Annotated in this window: 13 protein-coding genes; 3 read left to right on the forward strand and 10 right to left on the reverse strand. The window is 65.6% G+C overall.

Annotation, left to right across the window (positions count from 1 at the left end; all coding sequences use genetic code 11):
* The first annotated feature begins 6 nt into the window (after positions 1-6).
* A complete protein-coding gene (locus AD89_RS0102380) occupies positions 7-2,022 on the forward strand; it encodes a hypothetical protein (RefSeq protein WP_025777007.1) in 2,016 nt (671 codons plus the stop codon).
* A 58-nt stretch (positions 2,023-2,080) separates the two neighbouring features.
* Here AD89_RS0102380 and AD89_RS0102385 read toward each other — a convergent pair whose 3' ends face one another.
* Genes AD89_RS0102385 through AD89_RS0102410 form a run of 6 tightly spaced genes read right to left on the reverse strand, consistent with a single transcriptional unit; the run spans position 2,081 to position 8,506 of the window.
* On the reverse strand, positions 2,081-2,869 hold the full coding sequence (locus AD89_RS0102385; protein WP_025777008.1) for an HpcH/HpaI aldolase family protein: 789 nt from the start codon (positions 2,867-2,869) through the stop codon (positions 2,081-2,083).
* On the reverse strand, positions 2,854-3,639 hold the full coding sequence (locus tag AD89_RS0102390; protein ID WP_025777009.1) for a fumarylacetoacetate hydrolase family protein: 786 nt from the start codon (positions 3,637-3,639) through the stop codon (positions 2,854-2,856). Before AD89_RS0102390 ends, AD89_RS0102385 begins: the two co-directional genes overlap by 16 nt.
* Positions 3,640-3,650: 11 nt before the next feature.
* Positions 3,651-4,787 carry a 3,4-dihydroxyphenylacetate 2,3-dioxygenase gene (hpaD, locus tag AD89_RS0102395; RefSeq protein ID WP_025777010.1) on the reverse strand — a complete coding sequence of 379 codons (1,137 nt, stop codon included), beginning with the start codon at positions 4,785-4,787 and terminating at the stop codon, positions 3,651-3,653.
* 7 nt (positions 4,788-4,794) lie between these two features.
* The gene (locus AD89_RS0102400) at positions 4,795-6,300 is read right to left on the reverse strand and encodes an aldehyde dehydrogenase (RefSeq protein ID WP_025777011.1); all 1,506 of its coding nucleotides are present in this window, start codon (positions 6,298-6,300) and stop codon (positions 4,795-4,797) included.
* Entirely contained in the window at positions 6,297-7,034 is a 738-nt protein-coding gene (locus tag AD89_RS0102405; protein WP_025777012.1) for a GntR family transcriptional regulator, read from the reverse strand. The genes AD89_RS0102400 and AD89_RS0102405 overlap by 4 nt, the downstream gene beginning before the upstream one ends.
* Positions 7,016-8,506 carry a fumarylacetoacetate hydrolase family protein gene (locus tag AD89_RS0102410; protein WP_025777013.1) on the reverse strand — a complete coding sequence of 497 codons (1,491 nt, stop codon included), beginning with the start codon at positions 8,504-8,506 and terminating at the stop codon, positions 7,016-7,018. Before AD89_RS0102410 ends, AD89_RS0102405 begins: the two co-directional genes overlap by 19 nt.
* Before the next feature lie 129 nt (positions 8,507-8,635).
* Here AD89_RS0102410 and AD89_RS0102415 point away from each other — a divergent pair, with 129 nt between their 5' ends.
* On the forward strand, positions 8,636-10,039 hold the full coding sequence (locus AD89_RS0102415; protein ID WP_025777014.1) for an MFS transporter: 1,404 nt from the start codon (positions 8,636-8,638) through the stop codon (positions 10,037-10,039).
* Between the two features lie 45 nt (positions 10,040-10,084).
* Positions 10,085-12,031 carry an FAD-binding monooxygenase gene (locus tag AD89_RS0102420; RefSeq protein WP_025777015.1) on the forward strand — a complete coding sequence of 649 codons (1,947 nt, stop codon included), beginning with the start codon at positions 10,085-10,087 and terminating at the stop codon, positions 12,029-12,031.
* A 55-nt stretch (positions 12,032-12,086) separates the two neighbouring features.
* On the opposite strand, the gene AD89_RS0102425 is transcribed toward AD89_RS0102420, so the two are convergent.
* From AD89_RS0102425 to udk, 4 genes are all read right to left on the reverse strand, one after another.
* Positions 12,087-13,697, reverse strand: coding sequence for a hypothetical protein (locus AD89_RS0102425; protein ID WP_155807353.1), 1,611 nt, complete (start codon positions 13,695-13,697; stop codon positions 12,087-12,089).
* Positions 13,694-14,263, reverse strand: coding sequence for a hypothetical protein (locus AD89_RS0102430; protein ID WP_197021702.1), 570 nt, complete (start codon positions 14,261-14,263; stop codon positions 13,694-13,696). The genes AD89_RS0102425 and AD89_RS0102430 overlap by 4 nt, the downstream gene beginning before the upstream one ends.
* Before the next feature lie 66 nt (positions 14,264-14,329).
* Positions 14,330-15,925: an HNH endonuclease gene (locus tag AD89_RS17960; RefSeq protein ID WP_025777018.1), complete on the reverse strand. Its 1,596-nt coding sequence runs from the start codon at positions 15,923-15,925 to the stop codon at positions 14,330-14,332.
* A 107-nt stretch (positions 15,926-16,032) separates the two neighbouring features.
* Entirely contained in the window at positions 16,033-16,644 is a 612-nt protein-coding gene (gene udk, locus AD89_RS0102440) for a uridine kinase (RefSeq protein ID WP_025777019.1), read from the reverse strand.
* Between the last annotated feature and the right edge of the window lie 39 nt (positions 16,645-16,683).

The following is a 16,683-nucleotide window of genomic DNA, read 5'->3' on the forward strand; positions in this document are numbered from 1 at the left end:
CGGTCTATGACTACTCTCAGACTTGCGTCGCTGCGCACCGCATTGCTCCTCACCGTCCTCACAGTCGCGTCCCTCATCGGGCTGGGACCGGCCATGGCCGCGGGACCACCGGTCAGCCTCGGCGAGGTTCCCGTGCTCACCGCTCCCAACGCCTACGGACCGGGTATCTGGCACCAGGCGAAACAGGGCAAGACCTGGTACGGCTCCTACCGGACCTTCCCCGACACCTCCGCCTACTGCATCGATGCGGGCAAGAGGTCCCCGCTGTCGAAGTACTTCACGGGCGCGAAGGCCGACACGCTCACCTCGGCTCGCACCGCGTGGGCACTGCACGAATACGCCGACTCCCAGTCGAAGGATGTGCAGGCGGCGCTGAGCGCGATGGCCCGCCTCGACGAGGCGCTCCCCCATGATCACAAGGTGCCGCCGGCGAAGCCCGCCGACCTGGGCAAGAAGTTCACCGGTGCTGCGAAGAAGTACTCGACGATCCTCGCCGAGGCGAAGAAGTTCGCCGGGCCATACACTCTCGACATCAGCCTCGAACCGGTGCTGCGCATGCCTGTGCTCGAACCTCACACCGCCCCGGAGTCCGCTCCTTCTCCTGATTCCTGGGCCTCCGACTCCAAGGACAGCGACCGCAGCGCCGACAAGGACAGCCCCGACAAACCGAAGATCCTCGGCACGCCCACCGACGAGGCGACGCTGACGGTCTCGCTGACCAGTGCATCGGGAGCCCAGGTCCCCGACGTTCCCATCGCGCTGAAGACTGCCGGCACGACGAAGGCACCGACGACCCTGACCACGGGCAAAGAGCCAGTGACCACAACGCTGCAGGCGAGCGCGCCCGGCACTCTGTCAGTGACCGCCTCGGCGAAGGTCGCTCCGCAGACCGTGCGAGTCTTCGAACCGACCTCCGGCACGCGGGTACAGCGAGTCGTCACCCCGGACACTCCCGACTCCGTCACGGACAAAGCGTCGCTGGAACTGATCTCCCAACCGAAGGTGACCACCGAGATCTCCGACCAGACACCGACGCCGGGTGAGACGGTCACCGACGACTTCACCGTCTCCGGTCTCATCGGCGACCACACCGTCACGGTCGTTCACACTCTGTGGCAGACCGCGACGGCACCGACGCAGGGCACGAAGAACGATGACGCTCGCGAAATCGGGTCCGTGACCTCGAAGAATGTCGGCAACGGCACCCATACCTCCGGCGAGGTCACCGTACCGAACGACTTCCACGGCTGGCTGTACTTCACCGAGACGATCGCCGGGGACAAGGCGACGAAGGAGTGGAAGGGTGTCCACGGCCAACCCCGTGAGACAGGGTTCGTCCCGTGGACCCCGACAGCCGACACCGAGGCGGTGCTCGAGGGCACATCGACTCACGACGTTGTGGCCGTGACGGGTCTGCGGCCGGGTTCCGAAGCCGTCCTCACCATCACCGCCTACCATGTGGAGACCGAACCCGAGCAGTCGAAGAAGACCGACGGCACGGAGCTGTCCGTACAGGACTTCACCGTCATCGCCGATGAGAAGGGCCACGTCGAGATCGACACGGAGCCGATCGATATGCCGTTCGGGTGGGTCACCTATGTGACCGCGATCGAGGGCAGCGACGTCAATAAGGCGTGGACAAGCGATTGGGGTGTTCCCGCCGAGACAGTGCACCGTCCGCCCGAGGAGAAGCCGTCGACTCCCCCGGCACCGGAAGAGCCGAGCGCACCGCCGGAGGAGCCAAGCACCCCTCCGGCTCCCCCGGAACAGCCGGAGCAGCCGAGCACTCCGCCGTCTCCTCCCGAACAACCCGAGACTCCTCAGGCCCCGGAAAAGCCCGAGTCTCCACCGGTCGAACCGGTCGCGGAAACTCCCGCGGCGCCCGCGGCCCCGGCACCATCCGGTGAGCTGCCCCGCACGGGCACGACTGGCACCGGCATGCTCATCGGCCTGGGCATCGTCTTCGTCGGACTCGGCTCAACGATCCTGTTGATCTGCGGCAGCCGCCGCGAGAAGGACTGAGAGACTGTGAATGCACGTCACCCCCGACCGCGAATCAGCGGCCGGGGGTGGTCTCAGCTCAGTCCTGCACCCAGGTGTCGGCCCAGGCGCGGGCGCCGTTCATCATCAGGCCGACATCGGCACCGACGAGAACGAAGGACGCTCCGGCTTCCAGGTACTTCCGAGCCTGCTCGGGATCGAAGGCGTTGACACCGACAGGTTTGCCGGCAGCCTTCACTGCCTCGAAGGTCCTGGCCACCGCGTCGGTGACGTCCGGGTGGGTCTGCTGGCCGAGCAGCCCCATCGACGCGGCCAGGTCCGAGGGACCGACGAAGATCTGGTCGATTCCGTCGACCGCGGCGATCTCGGCGGCATTGTCCACTGCAGTCGCCGATTCGATCTGCACCGTCAGGGACACGAATTCCTCCGCGCACCCCAGGTATCCGTCCACGGCGTTCCACCGGGAGGCCCTGGCCAGGGCCGAACCGACCCCGCGCACACCTCTCGGCGGATAATGGACGGCCGCCACGGCCGCCTCGGCGTCGGATTTCGTATCGACCATCGGCACGAGCAGGTTCTGCGCTCCGAGGTCGAGGTACTGCTTGATGAGCACCGTGTCGTTGACCGGCACCCGGACGACGGGGGTTGCCGGGTAGCCGTTCATCGCGCGCAGCAGACTCGTCGTGGTCTCGAGTCCGATCGGGGAATGCTCGGCGTCGATGAGCACCCACTGCATTCCCGAGGCCGCGGCGATCTCGGCGGCCACGGGCGAACCCGAGCACACCCACATTCCCGCCAGGTACTCGCCGTCGCCGAGGCCTTCCACACGGTCGGTGAAGGTCTGCGGAAGTTCTACTCGAAACGGCATGTGATGACTCCCAGCTCTCCGTAGTCGGCGTGGACGGTGTCGCCGGGATGGACCCACATGGGGCGGGTGAACGATCCGGCGAGCACAGTCTCTCCTGCTCGCAGCACGTCTCCGTGTTCGGCGAGCTTGTTCGCCAGCCACACGATTCCGCGCGCCGGATGGTCGAGCACGGCGGCGGCGACTCCGGAGTCCTCGATCGTCTCATTGCGATAGAGCAGAGCGTTCACCCGACGCAGGTCGACGGCATCGACGGCGACCGGCCGACCGCCGAGGACCATCGCCCCCAGCGCCGCATTGTCCGAGATGGTGTCGACGATCGTGCGACCCTCCATCTCGATGCGCGAGGACAGGACCTCGAGCGCGGGGACGACGTACTCGGTGGCGCGGAGGACGTCGAAGAGACTGACATCGGGTCCGCGGAGCTCATCACGCAGCACGAAGGCGAGTTCGACCTCGATGCGCACACCTGAATACTGCGAATGGTCGATCACGGAACCGGTGTCATAGACCTGGTCGGCGAAGATCGCTCCGTAATCGGGTTCGGTGATGCCGGTGGCCTGCTGCATCGGCTTCGAGGTCAGTCCGATCTTATGACCATAGAGCCGACGGCCGGCAGCCTCCCCGCGACGGCGCCATTCGTTCTGCACCGCATAGGAGTCGTCGACCGTCATATCCGGATACTTCGCGGTGAGCAGACCGATCTTCGATCCTGTCCGCTCCGCGTGAGCGAGATCGTCGGCGATGGCCGCGATCATTGCCTCATCGAGCATGTGGATTCCTTTCAGAGCTGGTTGCCCAGCTTGCCCTCGTTCTCATCCGCGCGGGTGTAGGAGAACCCGTCGGCACCGATCGTCACGGCCATCTCCGAATCGTCCGTGCGGGCGTGCACGGGCTGCGGGTTGCCGTCGAGATCGAGGACGAGTGAGGCATCCGTGTACCAGGACGGCACAACGGGATTGCCCCACCAGTCGCGGCGCTGATTGTCGTGGACGTCCCACGTGATGACCGGATTGTCCGGGTCGCCGGTGTAGTAGTCCTGCGTGTAGACCTCGACGCGGTGTCCGTCGGGGTCGCGCAGGTAGAGGTAGAACGCATTCGAGACGCCGTGGCGTCCGGGTCCGCGTTCGATCGAGTCGGACCGGCGGAGGGCACCGAGCTTGTCGCAGATGGAGAGGATGTTGTGCTTCTCATGCGTGGCGAAGCAGACATGGTGCATGCGCGGTCCATCTCCGCCGGTCATCGCCGTGTCATGGACGGTGGACTTGCGGCGCATCCACGCGGCGTAGACCGTGCCCTCTTCGTCCTGGATGTCCTCCGTGACGCGGAAGCCGAGGTCCTGCATGTACTTCACCGCCCGCGGCACATCCGGGGTGACCTGATTGAAGTGGTCGAGGCGGACGAGTTCGCCGGGGATGTGCAGGTCGTAGCGCCACGACATGCGTTCGACATGATCGGACTGGTAGAAGAACTCGTACGGGAAGCCGAGCGGGTCGACCACCCGCACGGAGTCGCCCACACCCTTGACGAAGCCGTCGGGGCTGCGGCGGACATCGCAGCCGAGTTCGGTGTAGAAGGCCACGGCCTTGTCGAGCTCTTCCGGGCTGCGCACCCGGTAGGAGAACGCGGCCACGGCAGCGACCTCGCCCTTGCGCAGGACCAGGTTGTGGTGGATGAACTCCTCCGTCGAGCGCAGGTAGAGCGTGTTCTCGTCCTCCTCGGTGACATAGAGTCCGAGCACGTCGACGTAGAACTCCCGCGACGCGGCCAGATCGGTGACGACGAGTTCCATATAGGCGCAGCGGAGGATGTCGGGCGGGCTCGCCTGCGGCGTGGCGATGGGGTTGTCGGCGGCGATGCTCGTCTCCTGGCTGACGAAATAGCCGGCAGAGGTCCGAGTCATATCAGTGCGTTTGGTCATGGCTGCTTCACTGCTTTCCGAAGACGGGGTTGTGGACCTCGCCGAGGTTGATGTGCACGGACTGCTGTTCTGTGTAGAAGTCAATCGACCGGTAGCCGCCCTCGTGGCCGAGCCCCGAGGCCTTGACGCCGCCGAAGGGGGTGCGCAGGTCGCGGACGTTGTTCGAGTTCAACCACACCATTCCCGATTCGACGGCCTGGGAGAAGTTGTGGGCGCGCTTGAGATCCGAGGTCCAGATATAGGCGGCCAGACCGTACTTCGTGTTGTTCGCCAACTCCAGGGCCTCCTCGTCGGAGGAGAACGGGGTGATGGCGACGACGGGCCCGAAGATCTCCTCCTGGAAGATCCGCGCGTCGGACTTCACGTCGGCGAACACGGTCGGCTGGACGAAGTTTCCTGTCTCGAAGCCCTCGGGGCGTCCGCCGCCGGCGACGAGGCGGGCCTCGGACTTGCCGATCTCGACGTAGGACATGACCTTCTCATGGTGCTCGGGGTGGACGAGCGCAGCCACCTCGGTGGCGGGATCCGAGGGCAGACCGACCTTCACGCGCTTGGCCTGGGCCGCGTATCGCTCGACGAACTCGTCGTAGATCGATTCCTCGACGAGGATGCGCGAACCGGCGGTGCAGCGCTCCCCGTTGAGGGAGAAGACGCCGAAGATCGTGGCATTGACGGCAGCCTCGATGTCCGCGTCGGCGAAGACGACGGCCGGGGACTTGCCGCCGAGCTCCATCGACAGGCCCTTGAGCCAGGGAGCGGCATTGGCGAAGATCGTCTGGCCGGTGCTCGATTCGCCGGTGAAGGAGATGAGCGGAACGTCGGGGTGCTTGACGAGCGAATCGCCGGCGAAACCTTCCTCACCGAAGCCGTTGACCATGTTGAACACACCGGTGGGCAGTCCTGCCTCTTCGAAGATGCCCGGCCACAGGGAGGCCGAGAGCGGAGTGAACTCGGCGGGTTTGAGCACGACGGTGTTGCCGGTCGCGATCGCCGGTCCCAGCTTCCAGGACTCGAGCATGAACGGCGTGTTCCACGGAGTGATGAGCCCGGCCACGCCGATCGGCTTGCGGTTGACGTAGTTCGCCTGGCGGCCGGGGACCTTGAAGGCGTCATCGACCTGAGCGACGATGAGGTCGGCGAAGAAGCGGAAGTTCTCCGCTGCGCGCGCCGCCTGCCCCTTGGCCTGGGTGATCGGCAGTCCGGAGTCGAAGGACTCCATGGCGGCGAGTTCGTCCTTGCGGGATTCGACGATATCGGCGATTTTGCCTAGGATGCGGGCGCGCTCACGCGGCAGCATCGTCGGCCACGGGCCCTCGTCGAAGGCCGTCTTCGCCGCGGCGACGGCGGCTTCGATATCGGCTTTCTTGCCCGAGGCGGCCGTGATGTAGGGCTCGTTCGTCACCGGGTTGAGGACGTCGAATTCGTCTCCGTCGATGGAGTCGACGAACTCGCCGCCGATGTAGTGGCGGATCTTCTCCGGCATTGCGGCCGGCAGGGTGGTGGACTGTGTCATGAGTTGTCCTTTCGTGAATCTGTCTGCAGATCCGTGGTCGGGGCTGTGGTCGTCTGGGAGTTCTGGAAGCTGTGCAGAGTGGCCGAGCGGTGCTCGCGCACGGCCCGTTCGACCTCCTGCGCCGAGGCGCGGGCTCGGATGAGGGCGACGATGCGGGAGTGTTCCTCCACCGATTCCAACGCCCGTTCGGGGACGAAGGAGAACGTCGAATCCCGCAGGTGGTTGAGTCGGTCCCATTCGAGTTCGACGAGGGTGCACAGCCGCTCGTTCGGGCAGCGCCGGTAGAGCGTCTCGTGGAATTCGTGGTTGAGTCGGGTGAACTCGGCAGGTTCGAATTCGTCGAGCAGCGCCCGCATCCGATCGTTGATCTGCTCCGCGGCATCGAGATCATCGGCGCCGAGGTGGCCCTGAGCTTGGGCGACGGCCGCGGCCTCGAGAATCGCGACCGCTTCCATCGACTGGGTGTAGGAGCCCTGGTCGACCATGGCCACGCGGGCCCCGACGTTGCGCTCGAAGGTCACGAGCCCGTCGGCCTCCAGCCGGCGGATGGCCTCGCGCACCGGCACCACGGAGGTGTCGAGTTCGAGGGCGATCTGCGCGAGCACAAGTTTGTGCCCGGGCTGGTAGGTCTGGTCGGCGACGCGCTCGCGGATCCAGCGGTAGGCGGTCTCGGCCTTGCTCAGGGACGGGGCCGCGGTCGTTGCCTGTTCGGTCTTCACCGTGAGGCCTTCCATTCGTCGAATTTCGCCTTCCATTCGCCCTTGGGCGGGAAGAGCTCTTCGATCGGGTTGCCGGCAGCGACCTGTTCGGCCACCCAACCGTCCTCGACCTCCTTGGCCAGCGCCGCGTCGACGACTTCTTCGACGAGGCCACGGGGGATGACGATGGCTCCGTCATCGTCGGCGACGATGACATCGCCGGGCAGGACGGTGGCGTTTCCGCAGGCCACGGCCACGTCCGATTCCCACGGCACGTGCTTGCGACCGAGCACGGCGGGGTGCTTCGCGGTGGAGAACACGGGCAGGATCTCGGCCACTTCGGCGGAGTCGCGGACTCCCCCGTCGGTGACGACGCCGGCGGCACCGAGAGATTTCGCGCGCAGGGCGAGGATGTCGCCGAGGGTGCCCGAGCCGGATTCGCCGCGGGCCTCGATGACGACGACCTCGCCGGGGCGGATCGAGTCGAAGGCCTGCTTCTGGGCGTTGAAACCGCCGCCGTGGGACTTGAACAGGTCTTCGCGGTTGGGGACGAAGCGCAATGTCTTCGCGCTGCCGACGATCTTCGCTCCCGGTTTCAGCGGGGCCACGCCTTCGATGACGACATTGTTGAGTCCACGCGACCGCAGCTGAGCCGACAGACCCGCGGTCGGAGCCTCGGTGAGTTTGGCGACGAGGTCGGCGTCGAGTGCGTTCGCGGCCGTGTCATCGGCGTCGCCCTCCGGGGCGAGTCCGGCGGCAACACGTGAGCCCCAGGCATCGACGGTGAGTGCTTCGTTCACCGCGGGCAGGCTGCCGAGCTTCTCGTCGAAGTCGCCGGGTCCGTCGACGACCGTGGTGGTCAATCGTCCCGAGCTCAGCTCCTCCCCGTTCGCCGAGGCGGCCGTGACCTCGACCTCGACCGTGTCACCGGGGGCGACGACCGAGGATCCGGCCGGGGTGCCGGTGAGGATGACGTCACCGGGCTCGAGGGTGAGGTGCTGGCTGAGGTCCGCGACGATGCGCGGGAGGGTGAAGATGAGCTGGTCGGCTCGCGTACCGTCGTCCTGGACGACCTCGCCGTTGACCCACGTGCGCAGGCGCAGGGAGTCGGGGGCCGCCTCGGCGGCGGGAATGAGCTCGGGACCCAGCGGGGTGTATCCGTCGCGGCTCTTCGAGCGCACGTTCGATCCCTTGTCCGGGGTCTTCATGTCGTAGAGGCCGAAGTCGTTCGACGCGGTCACGCCGGCCACATATGACCAGGCGTCGGCCTCGGTGACATTGCGGGCAGACGTGCCGATGACGACGGCGATCTCACCTTCGAAGGCGAGCAGCGAGGTGCCTGCCGGGCGTTCGATGGACTGGCCGGAGGCGGCGACGGAGCTGGCCGCTTTGAGGAAGTAGGACGGCTGGGCGGGGCGCTTTCCTCGTTGCGCCGCACGGGACTCGTAGGCCACATGAACGGCAATGATCTTGCCCGGACGGGCGGGAACACCTGCTGGAGTCGACATCGATCTCACACCTCATTTCGATTAGCTTCACTTCAAATCGTATATGATACGGTTCCGGAGGACAAGTAATCCGGGCCACAGAGAATGTGGCCGGGATGCACTGCAGACGCACGACAGGACACAGGAGTCATGGCAGCACAGAAGCACACTCAGACCCGGGTGGCGTTCGCGACGATCGTCGGCACGAGCATCGAGTGGTACGACTACTTCCTCTACGCGGCGGCCTCGGGGCTGATCTTCAACCAGCTCTTCTTCGGCCCGCTCGGATCGACGCTGTCGACCATGGTCGCCTTCGCGACGGTCGGGATCAGCTTCCTCTTCCGCCCCTTGGGCGCATTCCTCGCCGGACATTTCGGCGACAAGCTCGGCCGCCGGGTGGTCCTCATCATCACGCTCATCGCCATGGGCGCCGCAACTGCGCTCATCGGCTTCCTGCCGACCTTCGAATCCGCGGGCGTGCTCGCTCCGATCCTGCTCATCGCCCTGCGCATCATCCAGGGCATCTCGGCCGGCGGAGAATGGGGCGGAGCCGTCCTGCTCGCCGTCGAGCACGCGGATGCGAAGTCACGCGGACTGCGCGGTTCCTTCCCGCAGATCGGCGTGTCCATCGGGCTCCTGCTGTCCTCGGGCGTACTCGCCCTGATGACGTCGATCGCCCCGGGCGATGCCTTCCTCGAATGGGGCTGGCGGGTGCCGTTCTTCCTCTCCATCGTGCTCGTCTTCATCGGCTATTGGATCCGCCGCGGAGTCGAGGAATCCCCCGTCTTCCATGAGATCGCCGAACGCAAGGAGCAGGTGACGAACCCGCTGGGCACGCTCATCAAGAGCCATTGGCTGCTCGTCGTCCTCGCCTCGCTCGTCTTCATGGGCAACAACGCCGCCGGATACATGACCACCGGCGGATACATCCAGAACTACGCCACGGACCCGGCCGGACCGATCGGCCTCGAGCGCGGTCCCGTGCTCTGGGCCGTGGCCGCCTCGGCGGTGTCCTGGCTGGTGTTCACGATCATCGCGGGCGCCGTCTCGGACAGGATCGGACGCCGGAACACCTACATCCTCGGCTGGATCCTCCTGCTCGCGGGCATCTTCTCTCTGTTCCCGCTGGTCAACACCGGTTCGGTGGGCATGCTCGTGCTCGGACTCGTCGTCCTCACCATCGGCTTGGGCTTCACCTACGGTCAGCAGCCGGCGATGTACGCCGAGCTGTTCCCCTCCAGCGTCCGCTTCTCCGGGGTCTCGGTCTCCTATGCGATCGGGTCGATCCTCGGCGGCGCCTTCGCCCCGACGATCGCGAAGGGCCTCGTGTCATCGACGGGAACGACCGCTTCGGTGGCGGTGTACCTGGGCGTCGTCGCCGTGCTCGCCCTCGCCGCGACCCTGCTGCTGCGTGATCGCACCGGAATTCCGCTGGGCCCCGACCACGAGGACGAGCAGGCGGTGAGCCCGATCATCGGGATCGGGGCGCCGCAGGTGACCTGCGATGACAGTGACCGGCGCCACCCCGCCGACACCAGATCGTATATGAACTGATAGCATTCGAATATCACGACGACGTGTCACGAACCGGAGGTTGACATGCATTTCCATCAGAACGGCTACGTGTCCGCGGACCCGCGGATCGAAGAGGCCGCTGGGTACGGAATCGAGCGCAGCGAGGAGCTGCCCGATGAGGTCGATGTCCTCATCGTCGGCAGCGGTCCCGCGGGGATGATCGCCGCGGCCCAGCTGTCGCAGTACCCGCACGTGAACGCACGAATGATCGAGAAGCGCGATTCGCGGCTGGTCATCGGTCAGGCCGACGGCATCCAGGCGCGTTCCGTCGAGACCTTCCAGGCGTTCGGCTTTGCCGAGGAGATCATGCGCGAGGGCTACCACATCACGGAGATGGCGTTCTGGAATCCGGATCCGGAGAACCCCGAACACATCATCCGCACCGGTCGGCCTAAGGACGACGAGCACGGGATCAGCGAATTCCCGCACCTCATCGTCAACCAGGCACGCGTGCTCGACTACTTCGCCCAGTTCGCCGCCCAGTCCCCCGGCAAGATCACGCCCGACTACGGGATCGAATTCGTCGACCTCACGGTCGACCAGGACGCCGCGACCGCCTCGGCGAAGGATCATCCGGTATCGGTCACCGTCCGTTACACCGCAGGCGAGCGCACCGGGGAGGAACGCACCATCCGCGCCGGCTACGTCGTCGGCTGCGACGGTGCCCGGTCGAAGGTCCGGTCGTCGATCGGTCGGACGATGTCCGGCGATCAGGCCAATCATGCCTGGGGTGTGATGGATGTGCTCGCAGATTCCGATTTCCCCGATATCCGCACCAAGTGCGCGATCTCGTCGAAGCACGGCAACATCCTCCACATCCCCCGCGAGGGCGGGCATCTGTTCCGGATGTACGTGGATCTCGGCGAGGTGCCCGAAGATGATGCGCGCAAGGTGCGGTCGACGAGCATCGACGAGATCATCCGCCGGGCGAATGCGATCATCGCGCCCTACAGCATCGACGTGAAGAACGTGGCCTGGCATTCGGTCTACGAGGTCGGGCACAGGCTCACGGACGCCTTCGACGACACCGATGAGACCGCACCCGATTCGCAGTGCCCACGCGTGTTCATCACCGGCGATGCCTGCCATACGCACTCGGCGAAGGCCGGACAGGGAATGAACGTGTCCATGCAGGACGGCTTCAACATCGCGTGGAAGCTCGGGCAGGTCATCTCGGGCCGGTCGTCGACGGAGCTGCTGCGCACCTACTCGGCCGAACGGCAGGTGGCGGCGAAGAATCTCATCGAGTTCGACAAGGAATGGTCGACGCTCATGGCAACTCCGCAGGAGGAGCTGCCGGACAAGACCTACCTCGAGGACTTCTACGTCAAGACCGCGGAGTTCCCAGCCGGGTTCATGACCGAGTACACGGCGTCGATGATCACGACGCCGACGACGCATCAGGAGCTCGCGGTCGGATTCCCGATCGGCAAGCGGTTCAAGTCGGCTCGGGTCAAGCGCAGCTGCGATGCGAACTTCATCCACCTCGGTCACGAAGCGCGTGCCGATGGTCGCTGGAGAGTCTATGTCTTCGCCGATCGGGCCGCTCCGGTCGTCGACAGCTCCGCTGGCGGCTCTGCTGGCGGCTCCGCAGGTGAGTCGAAGGTGGCGGCGCTGGCGGAGTGGCTCGAATCTGATCCGGCCTCTCCCCTGGTCGCCTTCCGCTGGGAGGGTGAGGATCCCGATGCCCTCGTCGAGCTCAGCGTCATCTACCAGCAGGAACACAAGGAGTTCGCGTTTCCCGATGTGCCGACGGTCTTCCGTCCGCACGTGGGTGCCTACGATCTCGAATACGTGGAGAAGATCTACGCGACCCTGCCCGACGAGGACATCTTCGAGGCCCGTGAGATCAGCCGCGACGGCGCCGTCGTCGTGGTCCGCCCCGACCAGTACGTCTCCGGCATCTTCCCGTTGGACGCACATGCCGAGATCGGCGACTTCTTCGCAGGAGTCTTCGAACCGGTGAAGTGATGCCCGGGAGGCTCAGCCCTTTTCCGCCCTCGGTCGAATTTCGGTTCGCTGAGACTCAAGCGCCCTCGACTGTGTGTCGGGGGCGCTGTGCTTTCGCCGCGAACCCGCAGGCGCCGGCCGCGGCGAGTGAGGCCGCGCCGATGAGCCACAGTCCGAAGCCGAACGACGGCCATCCGACTTCCATGCCCCCGATCGGTGTGCCGTCGGGCAGCTGTCCGTCCCACATAATCGTCGGAGGATTGAGAAGGATGGCGATGACGATGAAGACGATGAGCGCCGCAATGAGCACGGCAGTCACGTTCCACCATTGGTCAACGGCGAAGCCCAGGCCGAGCGCGGCGAAGCCGACCACAATCGCCCAAAGGAGAATGAAAGACGGCAGCATTTCACCGCCGTCATCGAACGTCAAGTCTCCCAGCGAGGTCCACCGGATGCGCGGACCGACGTCGCTCAGGCTGTCGACGACGGGGATGAAGATCGTGGCGATCCACATGGCGACCGCGATGAACGGCAGCAGCCGAGCCCACTTCTGCAGCTTGCGTTGGCGTCCGCGGAGAATCTTTTCCGGCGGACGCTTTGTCTGCCGCTGCATCTGCCGGTCGATCCGACGCCAGTCGCTGAGGAGTCCGCAGATGCCTGCGGCGATGAGTGCACAACATCCGAGCGTCCAGAGATAGTGGCCTTCTGAGGGATACCCGACGATGAAGGCACTGATCGTTTCACCGTCGGCGTCGGTGCTGATCACGCACTCGCTCGGAAGATCGGTGACCATCGTCGCCTGCTGGATGAACAGGCCGACTCCGACTGCCGCCGACAGAAGAGGCCAGTGGGCAATTGTGTCGAACCGCTTCGCAGTTGCTGCGCAGGCGAGAACGACCGCCCAAGGCAGGATGACTTCCGGGGTGAGGTCGGCGAGATCGAGGGGTACCCGTCCGAGTGATGTCACCGTGAGTCGATCATCACCATGGTCGCCGCTGTCGAAGAGCGGTACCCAGATCATCAGCACCCAGCAGGCGACCGCGACCCACGGCAGCCGCTGCGCGAGGCGGTGCGTTCGGTTCCCCCGGGGCCAAGGGGTGATTCTGGCGTTTGCGTAGTGAGCGGGTGCTGCTTTCCTCCGCCTGACGTCGCCGAGGAGGCCGCAGACTCCCGCGGCCAGCAGACTGAGGCAGCCGATGAGCCACAGCCCTGCGCCCATCGACGGTTGGGCGACGACCGTCCCGAAGATCGGCCGCCCCTGATCGTCGACGGCGTCCCACATGATCGTCGGCAGATTCGCCAACAGTTCGGCTAAGACGATGAAGGCACAGAGACTCAGAAGGAGCGTGCCGACGGACCACATACGTGCGACGACTTCCGGCCACGGGTGCATATCGGGCTGAGGCCGGACGGTGAGGAGGAAAGCAGCAGCTGCACATGCGAGGACCCCGAGTGCGACCAGGACGTACGGCACATGTGCTTCTTCGAGGTCGAATGGCGCTCCACCGAGGGCAGTGACGATAATGCGCGGTGGACGCGGTGATTCGGCGGGATCCTCGGGACTGGCGCAGACAGGAACCCACAGCATGACGATCCACAGGCAGAGCGCAGACAGTGACAGCCCTTGGGCGAATCGCAGCAGCAATCTGCCGTCGGCGACTTGCAGCGTCCCGGGGCCGAGTTTCACGCGGCGGGACCATGCCGCTTCGACATGCAACGTTTGATCCGTTCACGACGGTAATGGTCCTGTTGGGCGGCCGCGACCAGGCCACAGATGCCGGCGGCGACGAACAGAAGGCTTCCCAGCACCCACAGGCCGAAGCCTGCCGCAGGATAGGCGACTTCCATGCCGCCGGTGGGCATGCCGTCGGCCGTCTGCCCGTCCCACATCATGATCGGCGGATCGGCGACCATCTGCAGGAGTCGCAGTCCCAGCACTGTGCCCAGAACGATGGCCGCGATCGACCACCACTTCGATGCGGACAGCAGCCAGGCGGTGAACGCGCCGGTGAGAATGACGACCCAGAGCACGAGGTAGACCTCATCGAGGTCATTCATGTCGATCGGCGAGAACCCGAGAGACGTCACACGGATCCGCATCGAGCCGGGTCCTCCGCTGTCGAGGACCGGCACGAAGATCGTGATCACCCAGCAGGCCACCGCCCCTGATGGGAGCACACGCGCCACAAGGTTGAGACTGCGCCCCCGCGCAGTCGTCAGAAGTGTGCTTTCGTTCTTTCCCGCCCTGTCCATAACTACGATTCTCTGCAGTCTCTCTGTGACAGGTGTTGCCGCCATGTTCCAGATCCGACACGCAGCTCAGTCGGGCCCGAAAACCACCTGCACCAACTGATGCTCGACCATGCTGCCACCGCAGTCCTTCGCGGACGGGCGCCGGTGCGCATTGCGTCTGCGCCAGTCGGCGATCTTCTCGGCACGAGTGCAGTACCGTGGTGGCAGCTCTTCCGGCTGAGCCGCCGGCTGCGGTTCGTCTGTGCCGACTTCTTCGTCGGCGGCCGTTGCCCTGCTGTCTTCCCTCGCTGCTCTCCTGGCTTCCTCTCTATCCGGTTCGAGGATTCGGGAGAAGAGCTGCTGCCAGTCCGATCCCGGCGGCGAACCGCCCGGTTCCGACACTGATGCGGGACGCGGGAACCGTATGCGACGGACCACCGCTGGCGTGGCCACCTCATAGGAACGCCCACTCGGCGTGGTGACGCGCAGCCCGTCCGCCGTGGCCTCGTGCGTCCATCCGGGATGTTCCTTCGCGTAGTTGCAGGACGCACACAGCCCGGAGCCGTTCTCCCAGGTGGTTTCTCCGCCTGCGGCGACAGGCTGCGCGTGGTCGGCGTGCCGGATCGGGGCGTCGCACCACGGGGTCCGGCAGACATCGTCACGGAAGGTGATCATCTGCCGCAGTCGGCCGGTGAACTCCCGGCTCTTCGCATCCGTTCCCACCAGCTGCCCATCCTCGGGGCGAGTGAAGATCCGGCTGATGAACATCTGCGCTTCGTTCGCGGCGATGAACTCTCGGGCCGTCTTCGCCGGCAGCGGACCGTACCCTGGAAGCCAGGCCGGAACGAGTCCGTCGGCGAGCAGAGATTCGGTGTCGACGAGCAGATGGATCTCCGCGGGCACCGCCGTTGCGCTCGCCTGCCCGCTCAGCCGTTCGACGGACGTATCGGCGATGACCTGCTGGCGGTTCCGTCCGCCGGCATCACCGGCAGCAATGATCGTCTCAGCGCCGGCCCGGAGGCTCTCATAGGCGGCGACGGCCTGCGTCAGCGGCAGGATCGCGGAGATCCTGGCCATCCCGTCATCGATCACGGTCAAGTTCACACGACGATGGGACTTCGCTTTCGCTGCCCGCTTCGCGGCCGCCTCGGCGTCCATCTCCGCACTGAGCGCACGCACTTCGGCGCGCAGGCTCCGCAGCCCGGACGGCCCCAGACTCCGCTTCATCCGCGTATCGACCGTGCGCCGATCGGCAGCGACGAGGACCGCGGTCTCATCGACCATGATGCGCGCCTTGTCCTCGGAGATCTCCCCGCCGGCCAGAGCGGTGAAGGTATTGGGCATGCCCGTGACGATCGAGCGGGCAGTGCTGAGGAACTTCCGGCCCGATCCGGGCGAGACCTTCTTCGCCAGCCCGACCTCGTCACCGGCGCGTTTTCCGCAGTCGAGCGCGGGCACCCGGTTGAGCCGGTCCCGCTCGATGCGCAGTGTCTCGAAAGCCACTGCCTCTTTCGCCTGTGCGGCGGCGACAGCAGACTTGAGTTCTTCGAGCGCTGTGATCCGCTCCAGCGTCTCGGCCTCGGTCTCGCCCGGGTCGAGTGCGCGCAGGAAGTCACCGAACCGAGTGATCTCGGTCAGCGGAACCGGAACCGACGCTGGTTCCCGTGCGGGGTCGACGTCCATATGAAGACAGTACCCAGCGGCACTGACACGACTTCGCCGCCGTCCCCGAAGAAGACCGTTCGCGCAGGTCAGGAACTGTTCCCGGCTCAGCCGACTCCGTTTCGGGCTCAGCCGACTCCGCGCTGGATGCGGTTGAGGATCATGTCCATGGCGACGATGTTGTGGCCACCGTCGGGGATGATGAGGTCGGCATTGCGCTTCGACGGCTCGACGTAGAGTTCGTGCATCGGCTTGACCGTGCCCAGATATTGGTCCTCCACCGACTGCAGGGTTCGCCCGCGGTCGACGACATCGCGTTTGATCCGGCGCAGCAGGCGCACATCGGCATCGGTGTCGACGAAGAGCTTGATGTCGAGCAGCTGGCAGATCCGCGGTTCGGCGAAGATGAGGATGCCTTCGACGATGATGACGGGTGCGGGCTCGACTCGCGTCGTCTCATCGCTGCGGTTGTGGATCGAGAAGTCGTAGACCGGGCTGTCGACCGCCTGCGAGTTCCGCAGCGCAGTGAGGTGGTCGACGAAGAGGTCGTTGTCGAAGGCGTCGAGATCGTCGTAGTTGACCTTCTCGCGCTCCGCATAGGTGAGTTCGTCGCGCCGTTTGTAGTAGTTGTCGTGGAAGAGCACCGACGGCGGTCCCTCGCACTTGTCCAACAGCGCCTGAGTCAGCGTCGTCTTCCCGCTGCCGGTTCCGCCGGCCACGCCCACAACCAAAGTCTCCACGGCACAAATATAGACCACGACCCCCGCCGAGGCGGCTCC

It is taken from the genome of Brevibacterium sp. VCM10 (assembly GCF_000583215.1).
In the GTDB taxonomy this organism is placed as follows: Bacteria; Actinomycetota; Actinomycetes; order Actinomycetales; family Brevibacteriaceae; genus Brevibacterium; species Brevibacterium linens.

Excerpts from the sequence above, each read along its gene's own strand:
- AD89_RS0102380 (WP_025777007.1), top strand. The coding sequence starts at position 7 with ATGACTACTCTCAGACTTGCGTCGCTGCGCACCGCATTGCTCCTCACC.
- AD89_RS0102385 (WP_025777008.1), bottom strand. The coding sequence starts at position 2,869 with ATGCCGTTTCGAGTAGAACTTCCGCAGACCTTCACCGACCGTGTGGAA.
- AD89_RS0102390 (WP_025777009.1), bottom strand. The coding sequence starts at position 3,639 with ATGCTCGATGAGGCAATGATCGCGGCCATCGCCGACGATCTCGCTCAC.
- hpaD (WP_025777010.1), bottom strand. The coding sequence starts at position 4,787 with ATGACCAAACGCACTGATATGACTCGGACCTCTGCCGGCTATTTCGTC.
- AD89_RS0102400 (WP_025777011.1), bottom strand. The coding sequence starts at position 6,300 with ATGACACAGTCCACCACCCTGCCGGCCGCAATGCCGGAGAAGATCCGC.
- AD89_RS0102405 (WP_025777012.1), bottom strand. The coding sequence starts at position 7,034 with ATGGAAGGCCTCACGGTGAAGACCGAACAGGCAACGACCGCGGCCCCG.
- AD89_RS0102410 (WP_025777013.1), bottom strand. The coding sequence starts at position 8,506 with ATGTCGACTCCAGCAGGTGTTCCCGCCCGTCCGGGCAAGATCATTGCC.
- AD89_RS0102415 (WP_025777014.1), top strand. The coding sequence starts at position 8,636 with ATGGCAGCACAGAAGCACACTCAGACCCGGGTGGCGTTCGCGACGATC.
- AD89_RS0102420 (WP_025777015.1), top strand. The coding sequence starts at position 10,085 with ATGCATTTCCATCAGAACGGCTACGTGTCCGCGGACCCGCGGATCGAA.
- AD89_RS0102430 (WP_197021702.1), bottom strand. The coding sequence starts at position 14,263 with ATGGACAGGGCGGGAAAGAACGAAAGCACACTTCTGACGACTGCGCGG.
- AD89_RS17960 (WP_025777018.1), bottom strand. The coding sequence starts at position 15,925 with ATGGACGTCGACCCCGCACGGGAACCAGCGTCGGTTCCGGTTCCGCTG.